Source organism: Pedobacter frigiditerrae (assembly GCF_004331645.1).
Classification (GTDB): Bacteria; Bacteroidota; Bacteroidia; order Sphingobacteriales; family Sphingobacteriaceae; genus Pedobacter; species Pedobacter frigiditerrae.
The window spans coordinates 63,164-80,775 of sequence record NZ_SJSK01000006.1; the positions used below are offsets into that span (position 1 = coordinate 63,164).

The window sequence follows — 17,612 nt, forward strand, 5'->3', positions numbered from 1 at the left end:
CCCTTAGCTGTTAATTCAGCAGGTGCACCGAGTAATAATTCAAACGGGATGACAAAGACTGTATTAATAACGATTACTTCTTCTGGTTTTGGGAAAACAACTGCAAAGTTGTTTGCATTTTATGGCTGGAATGTAATTGCTGCGATGCATTCTCCCGAAAGGGGAGAAGAATTAACCGGACTAGGAAATGTATTAGTCACTCGTCTTGATCTACAAGATCCTTATGCTATTCAAAATGCTGTTACTGCTGGCATAGAACGTTTTGGTAGAATAGATGCCTTTGTGAATAACGCAGGTCATGATTTGATAGAGCCATTTGAATTGGCAACTAAAGAGCAAATAAATAAGCAGCATGAAGTTAATGTCTCTGGTTTAATGGATGTTACGAATGCCGTATTGCCTTACTTGGGTAACAATGGTAGTGGTACCATCATTAATGTTTCTTCATTTGGGGGTATTGTTGCTTTGCCTTATGGCAGCCTTTACAAGCGGATGCCTGGAAAGGGCTGGACATACATTAATGCTAAAACTTAAATAATGTATTAGTTTTGATGAGACACTTCTTCCATTGAGCTCCAGGTTTCTCCTTTTGAAGCAGCATCTGGTAATGGAATTTGTGTTGGCGCAGTTTCTTTCCACCAACGTTGTGTAGTGGTGTCAGCTGCCATCTTTTTCATATCGTTGTTAAAATCATTGCCAGTGTACTCAAAATAGCTAAAAAGGTATTGTTTTCCTTCTATCTCTTTTAAATAGATTGAATAGTTTTGGATATTACATGCTGTAATTTTCTTTTGTACAGCAGGCCATACTGCTGCATGTAATTTTTTGTAATAAGCTATTTGCTCTTGCTTTAAGCCGGTTACAGCACCAAAGCGTTTTACATTGACTACATTATTTTCTGATGTTTGGGAACAGGCGATAAAAAATAACAAAAGTATGAAAAGAGGAATAGCTGTTTTAAAATTCTTCATCTGTTTTATTTTTTGGTTTTAGTGCATTAACATCAACTAGGTAAACAGTGAGAGCTTTAGTTACCCTTGTATTGTTAAATGCAATTATTGATTCTTTAAGGGCATATTGATTACACTTAATTCGTATATGGACGGTGGAGCCGATGCCTGCAGCACCTTAAACCGAAGTTTGTTGGTTTTATATAGAGCAGGAAAACGGATTATTTTACAATCGCCCATTGGTTCGTCTGAAAGATATATGGTTTGCCATTCACCATCTTTCATGATAGCGATACTGTATTTTTGAATACGTGGAATCCTGACTTGAGAAAAGCCATCTTTTGAATTTTTGGTATCCTGATATTCGAAAATGCTGATTTTATTAAACGCTTCATTCGGATTAAGAGTCATTTCAATACTTGCCATTAAATCAGCCGAAGCCCATCGCGTTTCAAATTTCCCATCGTTTAATGCATTGCCGGCAAATTGATTGTCTTTATCTGCCCAAGTACTTGTAGCGGTTACAGGCTGATTAAAAGATGTAAAGTTTCCATTTTTTGGCAGAGGCTTATTAAGCGATAAATTAAGTCGTTTACCTAAACTGATAATCGTATTGGCCGTATACTCTCGTATTTTCCCTGTTTGATCTGGTGGTACATTTACCACTAGGCAATTATCATTATAAGTACTCCAATAAAAAAGTTCTTCCAGCTCATCCAAATCCCTTACTGGCAACTCTTCTTTTTTCTCAAACCAGTTCCAGCTTTTGCTAATACAAATGGTATGTTCAAATGGTAGGTAATATGATTTTCCCTGATGCAAATACTGTTTTTTGTCAAATCTGGTAATCATTTTTGGATCCCATAAACGAAAATCCGAAGGAAAAAATTGGAAAAAGTATTTGTTATCCATGGTCATGTTAGCGGGTAAGGTATAATTACGTTTACCTTCTTCATTCACAATGGTTTGGTTAACACTTACAGCACATCCTGGATTGTATTTTTTTACCAATTTATAAACTTGATCTATGCCCCAATCTTTAGGCTTACGGTCCCAGCCCCCATCTAACCAAAGCTCACCTATTGGACCATAATTGGTGAAAAGTTCAGTCAATTGGTTTAACATATAATCAATATATTTTTGAGGGTTCTTATCCTTATAAGATGGTTCGTGCCTATCCCACAAAGAGTAATAAATGGCAAATTGGATGCCGTACTTTTTACAGGCTGTTGCAACTGCTTTAACCACATCGTTTTTTACTGGGGAAGAGGCTACATCATAATCGGTATATTTACTATCCCACAGGCAAAAGCCATCATGATGTTTGGTTACCAATAACACATACCTAAAACCTGCATATCTCGCTGTACGTACCCATTGATCGGGATCGAGTTTTGTGGGGTTATAAGAACTCACTGGTAAACTTCCATCAGACCATTCTGTTTCATTGAAGGTATTGATGCCGAAGTGAATGAACATCCCATAACCACGTTTGATCATGGCTGCCTGCGCCAAATTTGGCGAAGCTGCTGGTAATAATGTTTGTGCACCGCAATAATTAGATGCCAATACCAAGAAGAGTAAACCAATTAGTTTCTTTTTCATAGTTTTTTATTTAAAATAGCAGTACAGCACTACCATGATAGTTAAAAGTAAAGCTGATAAAAATTTATAATTGCCCATACCTGGCCAACCCTTAACCTGCAGCGGTTCCCAAAAGGAATTCCAGTATAGTTTTTTGCTTTGTTCAGTATGTACTACAGGATAAATATATGAACAAGATACTTGTATGGTCACACAGGCAATAAAAAGATAAAAGGCCATCATCATAAAGGGGATTTTGCCAATCAATGTGTCTGGATTAAGTTTGTTGATTGCAAAAACAACAATACCTAAAAATGAGCCTAACCAAAGGGTATATTGTGCCGCTTTTCCTGATGCCTTTTTCCAGAATACACCTAACAAGAATACGCAGGTAATAGGAGGGGCAATGTGAGCAATGATATCATTTATACCTTCGAAAAGACTAGTGTACTGATTTAGCAAAGGCAATAGTCCAATTGAAATGAGTAGGGCTATGCTAGCAGACCAGCGACCAACAGTTACCAATTTTTTATCAGAAGTTTGAGGCTTAAATCTTTTGTAAAGATCATAACTGCTTAAGGTAGCTATGGAGTTTAAGGCGCCTGCAATTTGGCTCATCAAGCCAGAAAGCAATGCCGCCACTAAAATGCCTATCAAGCCCGAAGGTAATAATTGAGTAATCATCAAAGTATAAATCCCTTTGGTATTTACAACGGTTTTACCATCAACAACGGTTTGTATACTAGATAAATCCATTAAGTTGCTTTTATATAATGCGTAAGCAAATAAGCCGGGCAATACAAAGATAAATACAGGTAAAATTTTGATGAAACCACAAAAAAGTACACCTGCTTTTGCTTGGTCTTCATTTTTTGCCCCTAATGCTCTTTGTACAATGGTTTGGTCTGCGCACCAATACCATATTCCTAAAATCGGATAGCCTAAAAATATTGAAATCCAACTCATACCGCTTTCATCCCCAATTGGCCTAATCATACTCAGTTTATCCATAGAATCTTGCTGTTGCAAAACAGTGGTTAAGTTTTCCCATCCACCCAATTTATTCCATGAAAATATGGTGATGATAATAGCTCCTGCTATTAAAACTATGCTTTGAATGGTTTCCGTAACAACAACAGCACGTAATCCGCCAATAATGGTATAAAGCCCTGTTAAAGCCGCTATGGCAATTATACTAGTGTACATATTAATGCCAAAGAGGGTTTCGAGAACAATGCCGCCAGCCAAAAAAGAAAAAGCAATATGGATGATAACGGCTGATATGATAGAAATAAATGCCAACCAATCTCTACATGCCCGGTTGTAACGGCGTTCTAAAAAATCGGGTAAGGTTGTAACACCAGAGCGGATATAGAAGGGGATAAAAAAAACAGCCAATAAGATTAAAGTAAATGCAGCCATCCATTCAAAATTTCCATTCAGTAGCCCGGAATCAAATCCACTTTGTGCCAAACTTACCAAGTGTAGGCAAGAAATATTGGTCGCAAAAAGTGCTAGGCCTATCATGGGCCATTTAAGGGTTTTTCCAGCTAAAAAATAGTCGTTACTGCTGGTTTGCTCAGCTTTCTTTTTACGGGTGCCAGCCCATAAACCAATAGTTACAATAAAAATAATGTAGCCAATGGTTATCACAATATCTGTTGTACTTATCATATCTGGTCTATATTTGGGTTGATTATTTTAAATCGCAGCTGCTACCTGGTTCCTGAGGTGTGATGTAAACTCCTTTTTCTATTTTTATTGGATTAAGGAAGTATTGTTTTAAATGAGGGATATGCTCTAGAAAAAGTGCTTCATGCCCCATGGCAATGTGATTAAACAAAACCAAGTGCTGGTGTAGTTGACCCATGTCACCAACATGTGGTACTACGGGAACATTGAATTTTTTACACAACAAACTGATGGTGATGAATTCGCTCACGCCACCAACACGAACGGCATCAACTTGTGCAAAACCTGTGCAGCCAGTTTGTAGGTAGTTTTTGAAAATAATTCTATTGGGTACATGTTCACCTAATGCTAATTTTACCGGCGCAATTTTTTTTGCAAGGGTTTGGTGTGCCAAGATATCGTCAGGATGTGTGGGTTCTTCCACCCAAAATGGATTCATGTGCTTAAGTTCATTACAAATTGATATGGCTTGTGGCAATGTCCATTGTTGATTGGCATCAAGCATTACCTTCACCTCTTCTCCTGCAACTTCTCTTACAATATTCGCTCTTCGTACATCTCGTTTAGGATCTGCAGAACCAACTTTAAGTTTCATTGCCGTAAAGCCATTAGCAATAGCTTTTTTGCAATTTTCCCTTACTTTTTCGTCATCGTAGTTAAACCAGCCCACAGAAGTGTCGTAACCGGGATAGCCTTTATCCAGTATACCGTTCCTAACTGTTTTTTGGTCTGCCTGATTTTTCAGTAATTCAATTGCTTCCTCCTTGGTCATAACATCTTCCAAGTAAGAAAGATCTAAGGTGTTTACAATTTCTTCAGAACTAAGGTCTATCAATAATTTCCATAAGGGAACACCCCTTTTTTTTGCCCATAAATCATAACAAGCATTGGTTACAGAGGCAAGGCCGAGGTGTACCACACCTTTATGTGGTCCCAGCCACCTAAACTGTTGCTCGTTTGATAGGCTACGAAATGTGCTTCCAAAATCGCTCATCAATTCTTCTATCCCCTTTCCCTTAAGCGTATCGGCATAAAATTGGGCGGCCTTACAAACTAAATCATTTCCGGCACCAAGTGTAAAGGCAAGTCCGGTTCCAGTTTTATCTCCCTCACTAAGTTGGGTTACCGCATAAGAATATTGAGGGTCTTTATGGATGGCATCACTTCCAGCACCTTTTACTAAATCAAAACGTTTGTCAGTGATTTCTATTTTGTTAATCATGATAATTTAGGTTAAATAATAGATCTGTACCCCAGTTCGGCACCTCCACTCACTGGTAAAATAGTACCCGTTATAAATCTGGCGGCATTGCTTAATAAAAACACACAGGCATCTGCAATTACATCCCCTGTTGGCATATTGCCTAAAGGTTGTAGTTTGTCTAAGTAGTGCTGCATTTGTTCTTTGTTAGGCTGCTCTTTGCTCCATGATTGTAGGGTTGGAGTATTTATTGCAGCTGGTGAAACTGTATTTACACGTATTTTGTAGGGTGCATAGTCTAAGGCCATGGCTTTTGTTAAAGCATTAATAGCCCCCTTTGTGGCTACATATGCCGCGTGGTTATCTTGCCCAATGGTTGCCGTTAATGAGCTCGTATTTAAAATACACCCTTGGCTTTCTTTTAAATATGCTAAGGCATAACGTGTAGTGTAAAGGATGCTCTTCACATTAACGTTCATTAATAAATCCCATTCTTGGTTACTGGTCTGGTCTAGCGTTTTAGAGGGGTGGGCAATACCTGCATTGTTATGAATGGCATCTATTCGACCAAATTTTTCAATTATTGTTGTCATCGCCGTGGCAACCTCCTCCTCATTGGTCAAATTACAAGTTATTGCTATATTTTGTTGAGTATGAAGTTCATTAAGCCGTGATATGGGGATTTGGCTCTTGTCTAAAATGCAAACTACAGCACCTGCTTTTGCATAGGCTTTTGCGCATTCCCAGCCTATGCCATCGGCACCACCAGTTAAAACAATGATTTTATCATGAAGCATAAGATTAATATTTGGTTGGTATTATTAAAGCTAATTTATCAATGAATGATTAAAGTAACTAGATTTTGATTTGCCAATGATGATGCTATATTAGCTATATTGTGTAACGGTTTTTAAATAACAGATAATTAAGCGTATTTTTAAGAATTGTACTTTTGAAAATCAATTTTTAACATGAAGCCTGTATTTGCCAAAATACTTGATGGTAAAATCAATGATATCTATGGCCTAAAAGTGATAGATTTACCTTACTTTTCTACAGATTTTCATTTTCATGAAGAGTGTCAGCTTACCTATACCATAGAGAGCGAGGGGAGCGTAATGATTGGTGACAGCATAGCGAACTTTAATAATGATGAGCTGATTTTTGTTGGCTCCAATCTTCCTCATGTATGGCATAATAGTAAACAGTATTTCAAAGATGAATTGATAAACTCTCATGCTCGTTCGGTTTCACTATTTATACACCCAGAAAAGATACTGCATATTTTTAGGGAGCCAGAAAATATCCAACGCTTAAAGAATTTTTTTCTGTTGGGCAAACGCGGAATGAAATTTGGATTGAAAACTAAAACGGCTTTGAGCAATTTGTTGATCAAGGCTGTGCAGGAAACAGAGGAAATCAGGATATTGATAGTGGTGCTTGAAATCTTAAACCTACTTTGTCATACAAAAGACTATCATTTGCTTTCAAGTCCTGGCTATACCAATAATTACCAGCTTAAGGACAATGATAAAATGGATAAGATATTAAAGTACATCTTTGATAATTTCAATAAGGTGATCTTACTTGATGAGGCAGCTGATATGTGCCATATGAATAAGCATGCTTTTTGTAGGTATTTTAAGAGCCGTACACAAAAAACTTTTGTGACTTTTGTAAATGAGGTTAGAATTGGACATGCGTGTAAACTGCTGACCGAAACCGACCAACAGATAAGTGACCTGGCCTATTGCTGTGGTTTTAATAACCTTTCCAATTTTAACAAGTTTTTTAAGATGGCTAAGGGAGTTACGCCCCGGTCGTATAGAAAAATGCTATGGGCGAATTGATGGGCACTGGGTTTGAAAACCTGGTTTCATGCTCGATATTGTTTTGTTAACAGCCTAGAGAGGCGATGATTATGACTCGTGGCTTGCCTAGGCTTTAAATGTAAAGGTTCAATGGGATTTACTATATATCGCACAAGACCTATATCGGGAAACGAGGACAGCATATCCAGTATGGCCACATCGAAGTTTGATGATGATGTAACAGGTACCTTTGAATCAGATTTTTTACATATGCCCCATTGATCTTCACTGGTTAATGGGGCTATTCATTTTAAAATCCATCATATATTTGTATTTTAGTTATAGAAAAATACAAATATATGATGGGTCGTAAGCTCTCGGGTTAGTGATCCAATTTTTATAACTGCGATGAAGCTTAATTTAAAAGAAGATAGTACAGGCGGGGAACTTCTCATGTTTAAGGAGGAACCTGGTTTTGACAGGTTAGTGTTTTCCCGCGACCGTTTTAATAAATATTTTACGATCGCCTGGAATCCAGGGGAAGATCAGACAATAACCATCGATGGATCGGAATATGGTTTTCCTGCCAATTCTTTGGTCACCTTGCTATTCAACCAGTCTTTCTGCTTTGAAAACCCGACAAACATTGTGGCCTGGCAGTTCAATAGGGAATTCTACTGTATTATCGATCACGATAGCGAGGTGAGCTGTGTGGGTTTCCTGTTCAGCAGTACTGACCATTTGTTCGTCCAGCTTAGCGAGGAGGCAAGACAAAAGCTGCAGTTGCTGTCAGATGTTTTTATAGATGAGTTCAAGATCTCGGACAATATCCAGAATGAAATGTTGCTGGTGCTGCTCAAGCGCCTGATCAGCTATGTGACCCGACTGGCAAAGCTGGGCTATGCACCTGTCAAGAAGCTTCCTGACGAAAAATTCCATACCGTACGAAAGTTTAACTTGTTGGTAGAAGCAAATTTTAGAACGGAGCATTCTGTTAGTTTTTATGCAGACCAGCTCTGCAAGTCACCCAAAACTCTTTCCAATCTTTTTGCGATCGTCAACCAGAAGACCCCTTCCCAGATCATCCAGTCAAGAATCATGGCCGAGGCCAAGCGGCTTTTGTACTATACGGACAGGTCAATAAAGCACATTACCTTTGAGCTCGGCTTTGAGGACATGGCCTATTTTTCCAATTTCTTCAAAAAAAACATGGGTATTTCACCCTCAGATTTCAGGAATTCGCCAAAAGATCCCAAGGAAGGGAAATAATCACAACTAATCGGGAAATGTGCCCATAAGCCCCAACTGTTTTTCATTGCAACTTTGTATCGTTGATCACAAACAAAAAAATCAGCACCAAAGAAAATGAAAACTCTAAATCTAAAAGACAAAATCAAAAGTGGTGTTTTAGCCACAACAGTAGTGTTAGCTACAATCGCAGGTTCAATTAATGTGGCAAAAGCCCAGAAAGTAAAAAATGTGGTATTGGTCCATGGCGCATTTGCCGATGGTTCAGGATACAAAGGCGTTTATGAAGCGCTTACCAAACAAGGTTACCATGTGACCATTGTTCAAAATCCACTGACCTCTCTTGAGGACGATGTGGCCGCAACAAAACTTGCGCTTGATGCACAGGACGGCCCGGTCATCCTTGCTGGTCACTCATGGGGTGGCGCAGTAATTACCCAGGCGGGGAACCATCCTAAAGTTGCAGGGTTGGTCTATATCGCGGCCTTCCAGCCTGATAATGGGGAATCAGCCCTTAAATGGTTCCAGACTGCCCAGCCAGCTGCTGAAAATGGTGTTCTGCCACCTAACGACAAAGGGATTGTCTATTATGACAAAGCAAAGTTCCATGCGGGTTTTTGTGCAGACCTCAATAAGGAGGAGGCAGCGTTCATGTACGCATCCCAAGGTTCATTCTTTGCAAAATGCTTTGTAAGCAATATTACCGATGCTGCATGGAGGGTTAAACCGACATTTGGCATTGTAGCGACTGATGACAAGAGCATCAATCCAGAGATCCAACGCAATATGTACAGACGTTCTAACACTAAGGTTACAGAGATTAAAGGCAGCCATGCCGTTTATATCTCGCAACCAGAAAAAGTAGCTGCTGTTATCATTCAGGCTGCCAAAGAAGTATCAAAAAAATAATTACGTCTTCTATTACTGATTGTCAATCGCCCCTGATGTTTTCAAAATATCAGGGGCGATTGATTTTTATGTTCTAAAATTTTAACTTATGATAAAAGAATTCCTTAAGTATATATAGCATATACTTATTAATTGCAAAGTATACATATTTTTGTTCAGTCAATTACATCAAAAAATGAAAGTAATCATGACAGGAACCAAAGGAATGATCGGCGAGGGCGTTTTGATAGAACGCCTAGCTTATCCGATGTTCAAAGAAATATTGAGCATCAGTCGAAGGCAGACAGGAAAGAAGCATCCTAATTGAAAGAATACATTGTTACGGACTTTCTATCACTTCAAGAAAACGATACAACGTTGAAGGGCTATGATGCCTCATCCTGAACCTCCATCGTGTAAAGTTGTTTGAGCATATCCTTCTCTATGTTTTTCCCGCTGAACTGGGTTTATATAGGCCTTCTCAAACTCTTCAAAGGAAGCCGATATACCGGTTTCATACAGCTTTGCCCTTCCAAAATAAACGCGGAGCTTAACTGGAAAGCGTCCATCGTCCAGTGCCCTTCTGGCATCATGGTAAATAGAAATCGTTGCTTTTTTCATGTCTCAAAAATTTTGGATCTTCGGAATTATTTGCACAAAATTTGCACTGAAATTTTATGAACAGATCTAAATATGGCATGGTCAAATATAAAAAAACTTTTTTTTAAATACCTGATAATCATAATACTTATAGATAAATATAGGTGTCAAAAAGTATGGCTGGAGCGCTGTTAATCAGGGGGTCGCTGGTTCGAGCCTAACAGAGGGAGCCAATGCCCTTCAAGATATCTTGAAGGGCATTTCTTTTTTTAGCTGATTTTCAAATCGTTGCATACAGTTAATGGAGGCTGATTTTTGGTTCGAGCCCATTTTGGTACCCATACCGTGCAAAGCCTTTAAAGTGTTTAAGCTGGATTGGCTAACCCGCTCTTAACAAATGGGTTATAATTTATATGCTACGGTTTTTCGGTTCGATGTTGTAAAATTGTATGGGATAAAGAGTTTTATTGGCATCTCCATCAACTCAACCCTCGATATTCTTGAGGGGTCATCCTCGTTTTTTGCTTGAACAACCTCGTAAAATGCTGTTGATATTAGGCCATGCTTAATATTTGCCAAGCAAGAGCAAAAGTAGGCTGGAGTGCTTAAGGAATGTCCTTAGGTGTTTAAGGGCCACGGTCAGTTGGTTCTCAACAGTTCGCTTGGAAATATTTAACCTGGAAGAGATTTCGGCAATGCTAAGGTTCTCATTTCTACTTAACAAATAAATCTCACGACATCTTTTTGGAAGGCCATTAAGCACGGTACCAATACCAGCGTTAAATTCATTTTCGCTTATTTTATCTTCTGCTGTATTATTTTCATGCAGTTGGGTAGCAAAGGCAAATTGATCGTCGTTAGTATAATCTGCAACATAAGACAGCGGTATTGCCTTCATCTGCTGTTTTTTCCTGATGCTGTGGTAACTAGATGCCGTAATGATGTAGCTTTTGAAAGAATTGATGTTAAGCTTGTTGCGCTTGTTCCAGATATTCAGGAAAATATCATGCGTAATTTCCTTTGCAATCTCTTCATCTTTAAGGTAACGGAGCGAAACGGCATATACTTTTGACCAATGGCGTTCAAACAATTCATTGAATGCTTGTTCATTGTTCAAGAATACCCGCTGCAATAGTTCCTGGTCAGTGAGATGGTTAAAGGTCATATATTTGTTACGTTAAAGCTAGAATTAATATTCGAAATAAAAAATTTCGTTGCGGTTAAGGCTTATTGGCGTTGTTTTTAATTATTTATTAATTTATTTACTTTTTTTATGTGTGTGCCTTCACGGATTTGTATCTATATCTATAGAACCAAGTATACGCTTACCTGTCATGACAGAAAAACAATATTTTTCTCTTTGCGAGAAATACCTTAACGGCCTATGTACGCCAGATGAAGAGCTATTGCTCGTGGCCTATCAGGAGAAAAATAACCTGACAAGTTTGGGCTATACTGCGCCAGATGCCGATAGGATTAAGCAAGAGCTTCAGAACAGGATTCAACAGAGCATCAAAAAAACGACAATAAGGCCAGTTCAAGTCAAACTATTGAGATGGGGAATAGCCGCATCTGTTGCGGCGGGATTATTTTTGGTGTTGTACCTTGGTACAGATATCTTTAAAAATGATGTAGGGAAACCTGTCATGGCCAACATAAAGAGGTCCGTACAACAACAGGATGATATCCTGCATCCTGAGGCAGGTGCAATCCTTACCCTGTCTACGGGAGAAAGCATTACGCTTGATGATGCCAAAAATGGGGTAATCAGTAAACAGAACAATGCTGCAATTGCCAAATCTGAAGATGGATTGGTTGTTTCAGCTAAAATGGACACTAAAAACCCTAACAACCAGGTATTGAATAAAATTACCATTCCGAGGGGTGGAAAATATAAGATCACCCTTCCAGATGGCACCCAAGTCTGGTTAAATTCTTCTTCTTCTCTAAGTTTCCCGACTGCCTTTTATGGCAATGAGCGTAAGGTCATGCTAACTGGCGAAGCTTACTTTGAGGTGGCCAAGAACAAGAACATGCCATTTAAGGTAGATGTTGCTGGCAAACAGGAGGTAGAGGTATTAGGTACGCATTTTAACATCAGTGCATTTCCAGAAGACAGCAATATCATGACTACTTTGCTAGAAGGGTCAGTTAATGTAAATACTAGCTCTTCAAAGGTGCTAATTAAGCCAGGAGAAATGGTCGTTAACAACCTTAAAAATAAGTTGGCGGTAGTGCCTGCAGATATAGAGGAGGTCATGGCCTGGAAAAATGACATGTTCATTTTCAATAACGAGAACATCACCTCTATCATGAAAAAGATTTCTCGCTGGTATGATGTTGAAATAGATTACCAGGGAAATATGAAGGGTATTAATTTCGATGGTAACTATTCTCGCGTTAAAGGGCTTAAAAGCTTGCTTAAGAATATTGAACTTACCGATAAGGTTAATTTTGTAATTGCAGAAAGGAGGATTACCGTTATCGCAAAATAAATACATTCAAATAATCCAAAAAACCGGAAGTGTTGAGACCACCCCCGGCTTTGATTAGCCAAAGGCTAATTTGGATCGCAAATAATCAATCAAACAATCAACTAATTAATCCTAACCAAATGTATAAAATTTTTACTGCACTTCAGTGCGGGGATATGCCTTGCCCTAAGCAAAAAATCCTTAGAGTTATGAAACTTACAGTCATTCTTATGATTTTCACCCTCTTACAGGTGCGTGCTGCAAGTTTAGCGCAGCAGGTAAGTATAAATGTTAAAGACACTCCTTTAAAGGATGTGCTCAGTCAATTGACCAAACAAACCGGATATAACTTTATTTGTGAGGCCAGCATCATCAGTAATTCTAGCCCGGTAACCATCAAGTTTAAGAATACTGCACTTAAGACGGTGCTCGAAAATTGTTTCATCAATCAAGATGTTGAATTGGTATATGGCGATAATTCGACAATCGTTATTAAAAGGAAGGTTTTGGTGATCCAAGCCCCATCCAGGGTTATCGTTGTTACCGGTATGATAACAGATAACAGGGGGGCGGCCCTGCCCGGGGTTAGCGTGCTGGTTAAGGGCACAAAGAATGGTGTAGTTTCTGAATCAAATGGTGCATATACCATTAGGGTGCCCGATGATAAAGCCGTTCTCGTGTTTTCTTATGTTGGCATGATTAACCAAGAAATAGCCGTTGGCAATAAAACGGTTATCAATGTAACATTGTTGGATGCGCCTCAATCGTTAAGTGATGTTTTGGTGGTAGGTTATGGTTCGCAATCACGTGCAACGGTCACTTCTTCGATTACCAAGGTAGATGGGAAAAACCTGAGCAACCAGCCTGTTAGCACGCCTGGAGAGGCATTGGCCGGATTGGCTGCTGGGGTACAGGTACAATCAGATCAAGGCGGTAAACCAGGTGCTGCGCCAACCATAAGGGTACGTGGGGTAAGTTCCTTAAGTTCTTCTAACGATCCATTATATGTGGTAGATGGATACCCGCTTGAAACTGCCACCAATTTTAACCTCATCAATCCAAGTGACATTGAATCTATTGAGGTGCTAAAAGATGCCGCCTCTGCCGCAATCTATGGTTCAAGGGCTGCTAATGGTGTGGTATTGGTGACCACAAAGAGAGGTAAGGCCGGTAAAACCGTGTTTGCTGTATCTGCTTATACTGGTTTACAGGATGTAGATAGATACATCAGTGTGCTGTCAAAAGATCAATATGTACAACAGGTAAAGGCACTTAGCCGCATTAAGGGTTTACAATATCCTGCCATACTGGATGGAGATATATCTGGTCTTCCAGACGTTGACTGGCAAAAGGCAATCTTTAGGACCTCGCCCATCAGGAATTTTGAGTTCAATGCTTCTGGTGGTAGTGAAAAAGTTAGGTTTAGTGCCTCAGCAGGTGTTTTTAAGCAAAAAGGTGTACTGATAGGCACAGAATATACACGTTACAATACTCGCCTGAATCTAGATGCAGATATTGTCAAGAACTTAAAGTTTGGGTTTTCAGTTTCTCCATCCTATGCCGAGCAGTTCAAGCAACCTTCATCTGGCCAGGCCAGTGGTGCGGGTGCCAACCCTAGCGATTATATCATTGGGGTGCCTGGTTTACTGGCTGATTTGAATTTGCCAAGCCCGCTTAACCAGGCCTTGACCTTTCAGCCAATAGTTCCGGTGTATCGTGCCAATGGCGATTTTGCCCAGCCTTATGACCGTGAGCTGAATTATAACCTATCGCCCACCGCAGTTTTCTCTGCTTCTAATTTCTATAACCCGGTAGGCATCTTAAGTCAGTCCATTAACCGTTCCCGGGCATTTAGAACCTTGAGTAATGCTTTTCTAGAATATAATCCGCTTGCAGGCCTAAAGTTAAAGACTTATATCGGTGCCACTCTGGAAAACGAGCAGGTACACGGTTACATACCAGGCTCAATGGCCTATAGCTCTGCACCAACAGCTTCGTATTCAAGTCCTCAATTAGCTGGGATCTTTGCCTCAGACAATGTGCGCAACAGTTTCGATTGGGTCTGGGAAAATACCGCAACTTATGATAAGCAGGTTGGAAAACACCATTTTAACTTACTGGGGTTGTTTTCTGCACAGAAATACGAATCGCAGATTAATTATACTGCAGGTTTGCCTGGTACCTTTATCACCACCTCGGTAGAAAGTCCCTTGGCCTCTCCAAATACGGTTGGTACCGAGCTTTTTGATGCAAATACCTTTGTTTCTTATGCAGGCAGGTTAACTTATGATTATGACAGGAAATACCTGTTTACTGCCGCCGTGCGTCAAGATGGTTCTTCCCGTTTCGGAAAGAATAATAAATATGCTGTATTTCCTTCATTTTCTGTTGGTTGGCGCTTGGCAGAGGAAGCATTCTTGAAAGCGCCATTAGCCAAGATTGGTATCAATGAATTAAAACTTAGGGGTGGTTATGGACGAACAGGTAATGCCAACATTGGCAGTTTTACCTATATAAACGCGATAGCGCTGAACAGGAATTATGCAGCTGGCAACATCCGTTTATTTGGTACGCAACAAACTGGCTTTGCCAACCCAGACTTAACCTGGGAAAAAAATGACCAGACCAGCATTGGTACAGATATAGGTTTGTTGCAAAACAAAATAGTACTGACATTCGATTATTTTGTACGTAACTCTAACGGAATGCTGTTAAATAAGGCACTTCCCCTAGCAGTGGGTTATACCTCAACCTCCCTGGCTAACTCTGCCTATGCTTCATCTTTCCAGGCCAACCTGGGTAAGTTGCAAAACAAGGGATTTGAGTTTTCGGCTAACACTAATTTTAAATTGGGAAGCGTAACCTGGAATGCGAATGCCAACTTTTCTACCTACAAGACCAAGGTGCTTAATTTAGGTGGGCCAAGTGCATTGCCTGCGGTTAGGGCCATTAATGGCTGGAACAATGTTTATCAAGTAAAGGTTGGACAGCCCCTAGGGATCATGTATGGCTATGAAATTATTGGTGTATTTAGGAATGCCAACGACCTGGCAACAAACGCTAAGGTTGTTTCTGGAAACAGCATAGGAGATTCGATGATCAAGGACCAGAATGGCGATGGCGTGATTGATGTGAACGATGTTACTGAACTTGGGCATGGCCTGCCAGATTTTACCTATGGGCTAACCAACACATTTCAATACAAGAACTTTGACTTAAGTATATTGATGCAGGGCGTACAAGGCGTAAACATCATTAACGGAAACAATAGGCAAACGATAACGGGTAACCATAACCAAAACTCGTTGAGCAAGTATTTTAACAATTATTTCGATCCTGCCTTTCCAACAAGAGATGTATTGTATCCGAGTCCTATTTCTACCGGTGCGCTTCCAGGGCCTGCATTGTCTAGCCTAGCTGTAGAAAACGGCTCTTATCTAAGGGTTAGGAACATCACCTTGGGTTATCGTTTGCCAGAAAATTTGCTGGGTAAGCTTTTCATCAAATCGGCTAGGTTTTATGTAACTGCCCAAAATCCTTTCCTGATCACTAAATACACGGGTTATAACCCAGAAGCCAATATCATGGGCGGCGATCCCACTACGCCAGGGGTAGATCAAGGTACTTACCCAACCGCACGTACAATTATTTTAGGTATCAATTTTGGATTTTAATTGCCTTAACACTAAAAGATCATGAAAATTAATAAATTAATTATATGCAGTGTTTCCATTCTTTTTTTAAGCATGGTATCAATTTCCTGCAAAAAATCCTTTGTTGATATCACACCAAAGGGAATAGTTCCGGTAAATACTTTTTATACCACAGAGATAGATATCAGATCTGCACTTACTGGGGCTTATAGTAGCCTCCGCCCAATTTATAATGAGCAATATGGGTTTGGAGAACTGCCTTCAGACAATGCACAAACTTATGGCGAAAGTGAGGTTTTGTATGGCGAACAGGATAAGCTGACATGGACGGCCAGGTCAACCAACCTACAAAACGCATGGGCCAGGTTCTACACAACCATTGCTTATGCAAACATCGTACTTGACCACGTGAATACACCTCAAATGACTGTTGCAAACCGTAATGGTTACATTGGGCAAGCTAAATTTATTAGGGCGCTGATGTATTTTAACATGGTAAGGATGTTTGGAGGGGTGCCATTGGTTCTGAACGAGATTACCTCTGAAGAGCAGGCATATACCTATAACAGGTCTTCGGCTACTGCCGTTTATGCACAGATAGAAAAAGATTTGACAGAAGCTGCGGCCGTGCTGCCAACAAGTTATGCCGGTGCTGATATTGGTAGGGCAACCAGTATAGCGGCTAATGCACTTTTGGGCAAGGTTTATATGTTTCAAAATAAGTTTCCACAGGCAGAAAGCATTTTGGCAACTGTTGCAGCTACTGCAGGGACCTTGTTACCATACGATCAAATTTTTGGCCTTGGCAAGGATAATAACAGAGATATCATATTTTCTGTACAATACCTGGGTGGTGGTTTTGGCGAGGGTAACAGTTTTGCAAGAAACTTTGTGCCACAACCATCTGGAACAACCATTACGGCGGTTACCGGCAATAGCAATAACATCGGCACGCCAGATCTTTATAATGCCTTTGAGTCGGGAGATAGTAGGTTAAATACGGCCATTGGTATTTATACCTCAGGCACGCTGGTATACTATTATGCCAAGAAATTTATCTACCAAAGTGTGGGCGCAAATAATGAGGGCGATAATGATTGGCCGGTATTGCGTTATGCAGACATTATCTTGTTATATGCAGAGGCATTGAATGAAAATAACAAGACACCAGAAGCCCTTACCCAACTTAACCTGGTGCGTACACGTTCTAACCTTTTGCCTAAGTTGGGCCTAAACCAAACAGATGCCAGAACTGCCATCCGTAGGGAGAGGCGCGTAGAGCTTTGCTTTGAGGGCGAAAGGTGGTTTGACCTGATCAGGTGGGGGAACTTCGTTCAGGTTATGCAAGCGCATAAGACCAATTATGTTGCTGCCAATGGTGTTATCGGTAACGTCGTATCAACGTTAAACGTATATCCAATACCAGCTAGGGAGATCCAGCTTAACCCAAATCTTACACAAAACCCAGGTTATAATTAAAAACTCTTACCTACCTGCCGGTGTGCGCTGGC

General features: G+C 40.0%; 14 protein-coding genes. 7 read left to right on the top strand and 7 right to left on the bottom strand.

Translation table 11 applies throughout. The features are described from left to right. The first annotated feature begins 48 nt into the window (after window positions 1-48). Window positions 49-534 carry an SDR family NAD(P)-dependent oxidoreductase gene (locus EZ428_RS19610; RefSeq protein WP_131554909.1) on the top strand — a complete coding sequence of 162 codons (486 nt, stop codon included), beginning with the start codon at window positions 49-51 and terminating at the stop codon, window positions 532-534. An 8-nt stretch (window positions 535-542) separates the two neighbouring features. Here EZ428_RS19610 and EZ428_RS19615 read toward each other — a convergent pair whose 3' ends face one another. The 5 genes from EZ428_RS19615 to EZ428_RS19635 all read right to left on the bottom strand — a co-directional run bounded on the left by EZ428_RS19615 (window position 543) and on the right by EZ428_RS19635 (window position 6,224). Beyond that, the gene (locus EZ428_RS19615) at window positions 543-971 is read right to left on the bottom strand and encodes an L-rhamnose mutarotase (RefSeq protein WP_131554910.1); all 429 of its coding nucleotides are present in this window, start codon (window positions 969-971) and stop codon (window positions 543-545) included. Between the two features lie 84 nt (window positions 972-1,055). Next, the gene (locus EZ428_RS19620) at window positions 1,056-2,555 is read right to left on the bottom strand and encodes an alpha-L-fucosidase (protein WP_131554911.1); all 1,500 of its coding nucleotides are present in this window, start codon (window positions 2,553-2,555) and stop codon (window positions 1,056-1,058) included. Between the two features lie 6 nt (window positions 2,556-2,561). Next, the gene (locus EZ428_RS19625) at window positions 2,562-4,208 is read right to left on the bottom strand and encodes a sodium:solute symporter (protein WP_131554912.1); all 1,647 of its coding nucleotides are present in this window, start codon (window positions 4,206-4,208) and stop codon (window positions 2,562-2,564) included. A gap of 22 nt (window positions 4,209-4,230) precedes the next feature. After that, window positions 4,231-5,448, bottom strand: coding sequence for an enolase C-terminal domain-like protein (locus EZ428_RS19630; protein ID WP_131554913.1), 1,218 nt, complete (start codon window positions 5,446-5,448; stop codon window positions 4,231-4,233). 11 nt (window positions 5,449-5,459) lie between these two features. Continuing rightward, window positions 5,460-6,224 (bottom strand): SDR family NAD(P)-dependent oxidoreductase, encoded by a 765-nt coding sequence (locus EZ428_RS19635; protein WP_131554914.1) that lies wholly within the window; start codon window positions 6,222-6,224, stop codon window positions 5,460-5,462. 174 nt (window positions 6,225-6,398) lie between these two features. On the opposite strand from EZ428_RS19635, the gene EZ428_RS19640 reads away from it, so the two are divergent. From EZ428_RS19640 to EZ428_RS19650, 3 genes are all read left to right on the top strand, one after another. Then, window positions 6,399-7,277: an AraC family transcriptional regulator gene (locus EZ428_RS19640; RefSeq protein ID WP_131554915.1), complete on the top strand. Its 879-nt coding sequence runs from the start codon at window positions 6,399-6,401 to the stop codon at window positions 7,275-7,277. A gap of 369 nt (window positions 7,278-7,646) precedes the next feature. Then, window positions 7,647-8,507 (top strand): helix-turn-helix domain-containing protein, encoded by an 861-nt coding sequence (locus EZ428_RS19645; protein WP_131554916.1) that lies wholly within the window; start codon window positions 7,647-7,649, stop codon window positions 8,505-8,507. Window positions 8,508-8,603: 96 nt separating this feature from the next. Beyond that, entirely contained in the window at window positions 8,604-9,395 is a 792-nt protein-coding gene (locus EZ428_RS19650; protein WP_131554917.1) for an alpha/beta fold hydrolase, read from the top strand. A gap of 375 nt (window positions 9,396-9,770) precedes the next feature. Here EZ428_RS19650 and EZ428_RS19655 read toward each other — a convergent pair whose 3' ends face one another. Both EZ428_RS19655 and EZ428_RS19660 read right to left on the bottom strand, forming a co-directional pair. Beyond that, window positions 9,771-9,995, bottom strand: a complete 225-nt coding sequence (locus tag EZ428_RS19655) for a hypothetical protein (protein ID WP_131554918.1) — start codon at window positions 9,993-9,995, stop codon at window positions 9,771-9,773. Between the two features lie 544 nt (window positions 9,996-10,539). Further along, a complete protein-coding gene (locus tag EZ428_RS19660) occupies window positions 10,540-11,139 on the bottom strand; it encodes an RNA polymerase sigma factor (protein ID WP_131554919.1) in 600 nt (199 codons plus the stop codon). 169 nt (window positions 11,140-11,308) lie between these two features. On the opposite strand from EZ428_RS19660, the gene EZ428_RS19665 reads away from it, so the two are divergent. From EZ428_RS19665 to EZ428_RS19675, 3 genes are all read left to right on the top strand, one after another. Next, on the top strand, window positions 11,309-12,469 hold the full coding sequence (locus EZ428_RS19665) for a FecR family protein (RefSeq protein WP_131554920.1): 1,161 nt from the start codon (window positions 11,309-11,311) through the stop codon (window positions 12,467-12,469). A gap of 527 nt (window positions 12,470-12,996) precedes the next feature. After that, window positions 12,997-16,122: a SusC/RagA family TonB-linked outer membrane protein gene (locus EZ428_RS19670; RefSeq protein WP_394343158.1), complete on the top strand. Its 3,126-nt coding sequence runs from the start codon at window positions 12,997-12,999 to the stop codon at window positions 16,120-16,122. A 21-nt stretch (window positions 16,123-16,143) separates the two neighbouring features. Continuing rightward, window positions 16,144-17,580, top strand: coding sequence for a RagB/SusD family nutrient uptake outer membrane protein (locus EZ428_RS19675; RefSeq protein WP_131554922.1), 1,437 nt, complete (start codon window positions 16,144-16,146; stop codon window positions 17,578-17,580). Window positions 17,581-17,612 lie beyond the last annotated feature (32 nt).

What these genes read in the sequence shown, in the direction of transcription:
- EZ428_RS19675 (WP_131554922.1), top strand. Translation starts at nt 16,144, where the DNA reads ATGAAAATTAATAAATTAATTATATGCAGTGTTTCCATTCTTTTTTTA.
- EZ428_RS19650 (WP_131554917.1), top strand. Translation starts at nt 8,604, where the DNA reads ATGAAAACTCTAAATCTAAAAGACAAAATCAAAAGTGGTGTTTTAGCC.
- EZ428_RS19655 (WP_131554918.1), bottom strand. Translation starts at nt 9,995, where the DNA reads ATGAAAAAAGCAACGATTTCTATTTACCATGATGCCAGAAGGGCACTG.
- EZ428_RS19625 (WP_131554912.1), bottom strand. Translation starts at nt 4,208, where the DNA reads ATGATAAGTACAACAGATATTGTGATAACCATTGGCTACATTATTTTT.
- EZ428_RS19670 (WP_394343158.1), top strand. Translation starts at nt 12,997, where the DNA reads ATGATAACAGATAACAGGGGGGCGGCCCTGCCCGGGGTTAGCGTGCTG.
- EZ428_RS19635 (WP_131554914.1), bottom strand. Translation starts at nt 6,224, where the DNA reads ATGCTTCATGATAAAATCATTGTTTTAACTGGTGGTGCCGATGGCATA.
- EZ428_RS19615 (WP_131554910.1), bottom strand. Translation starts at nt 971, where the DNA reads ATGAAGAATTTTAAAACAGCTATTCCTCTTTTCATACTTTTGTTATTT.
- EZ428_RS19665 (WP_131554920.1), top strand. Translation starts at nt 11,309, where the DNA reads ATGACAGAAAAACAATATTTTTCTCTTTGCGAGAAATACCTTAACGGC.
- EZ428_RS19610 (WP_131554909.1), top strand. Translation starts at nt 49, where the DNA reads ATGACAAAGACTGTATTAATAACGATTACTTCTTCTGGTTTTGGGAAA.
- EZ428_RS19620 (WP_131554911.1), bottom strand. Translation starts at nt 2,555, where the DNA reads ATGAAAAAGAAACTAATTGGTTTACTCTTCTTGGTATTGGCATCTAAT.
- EZ428_RS19660 (WP_131554919.1), bottom strand. Translation starts at nt 11,139, where the DNA reads ATGACCTTTAACCATCTCACTGACCAGGAACTATTGCAGCGGGTATTC.
- EZ428_RS19640 (WP_131554915.1), top strand. Translation starts at nt 6,399, where the DNA reads ATGAAGCCTGTATTTGCCAAAATACTTGATGGTAAAATCAATGATATC.
- EZ428_RS19645 (WP_131554916.1), top strand. Translation starts at nt 7,647, where the DNA reads ATGAAGCTTAATTTAAAAGAAGATAGTACAGGCGGGGAACTTCTCATG.
- EZ428_RS19630 (WP_131554913.1), bottom strand. Translation starts at nt 5,448, where the DNA reads ATGATTAACAAAATAGAAATCACTGACAAACGTTTTGATTTAGTAAAA.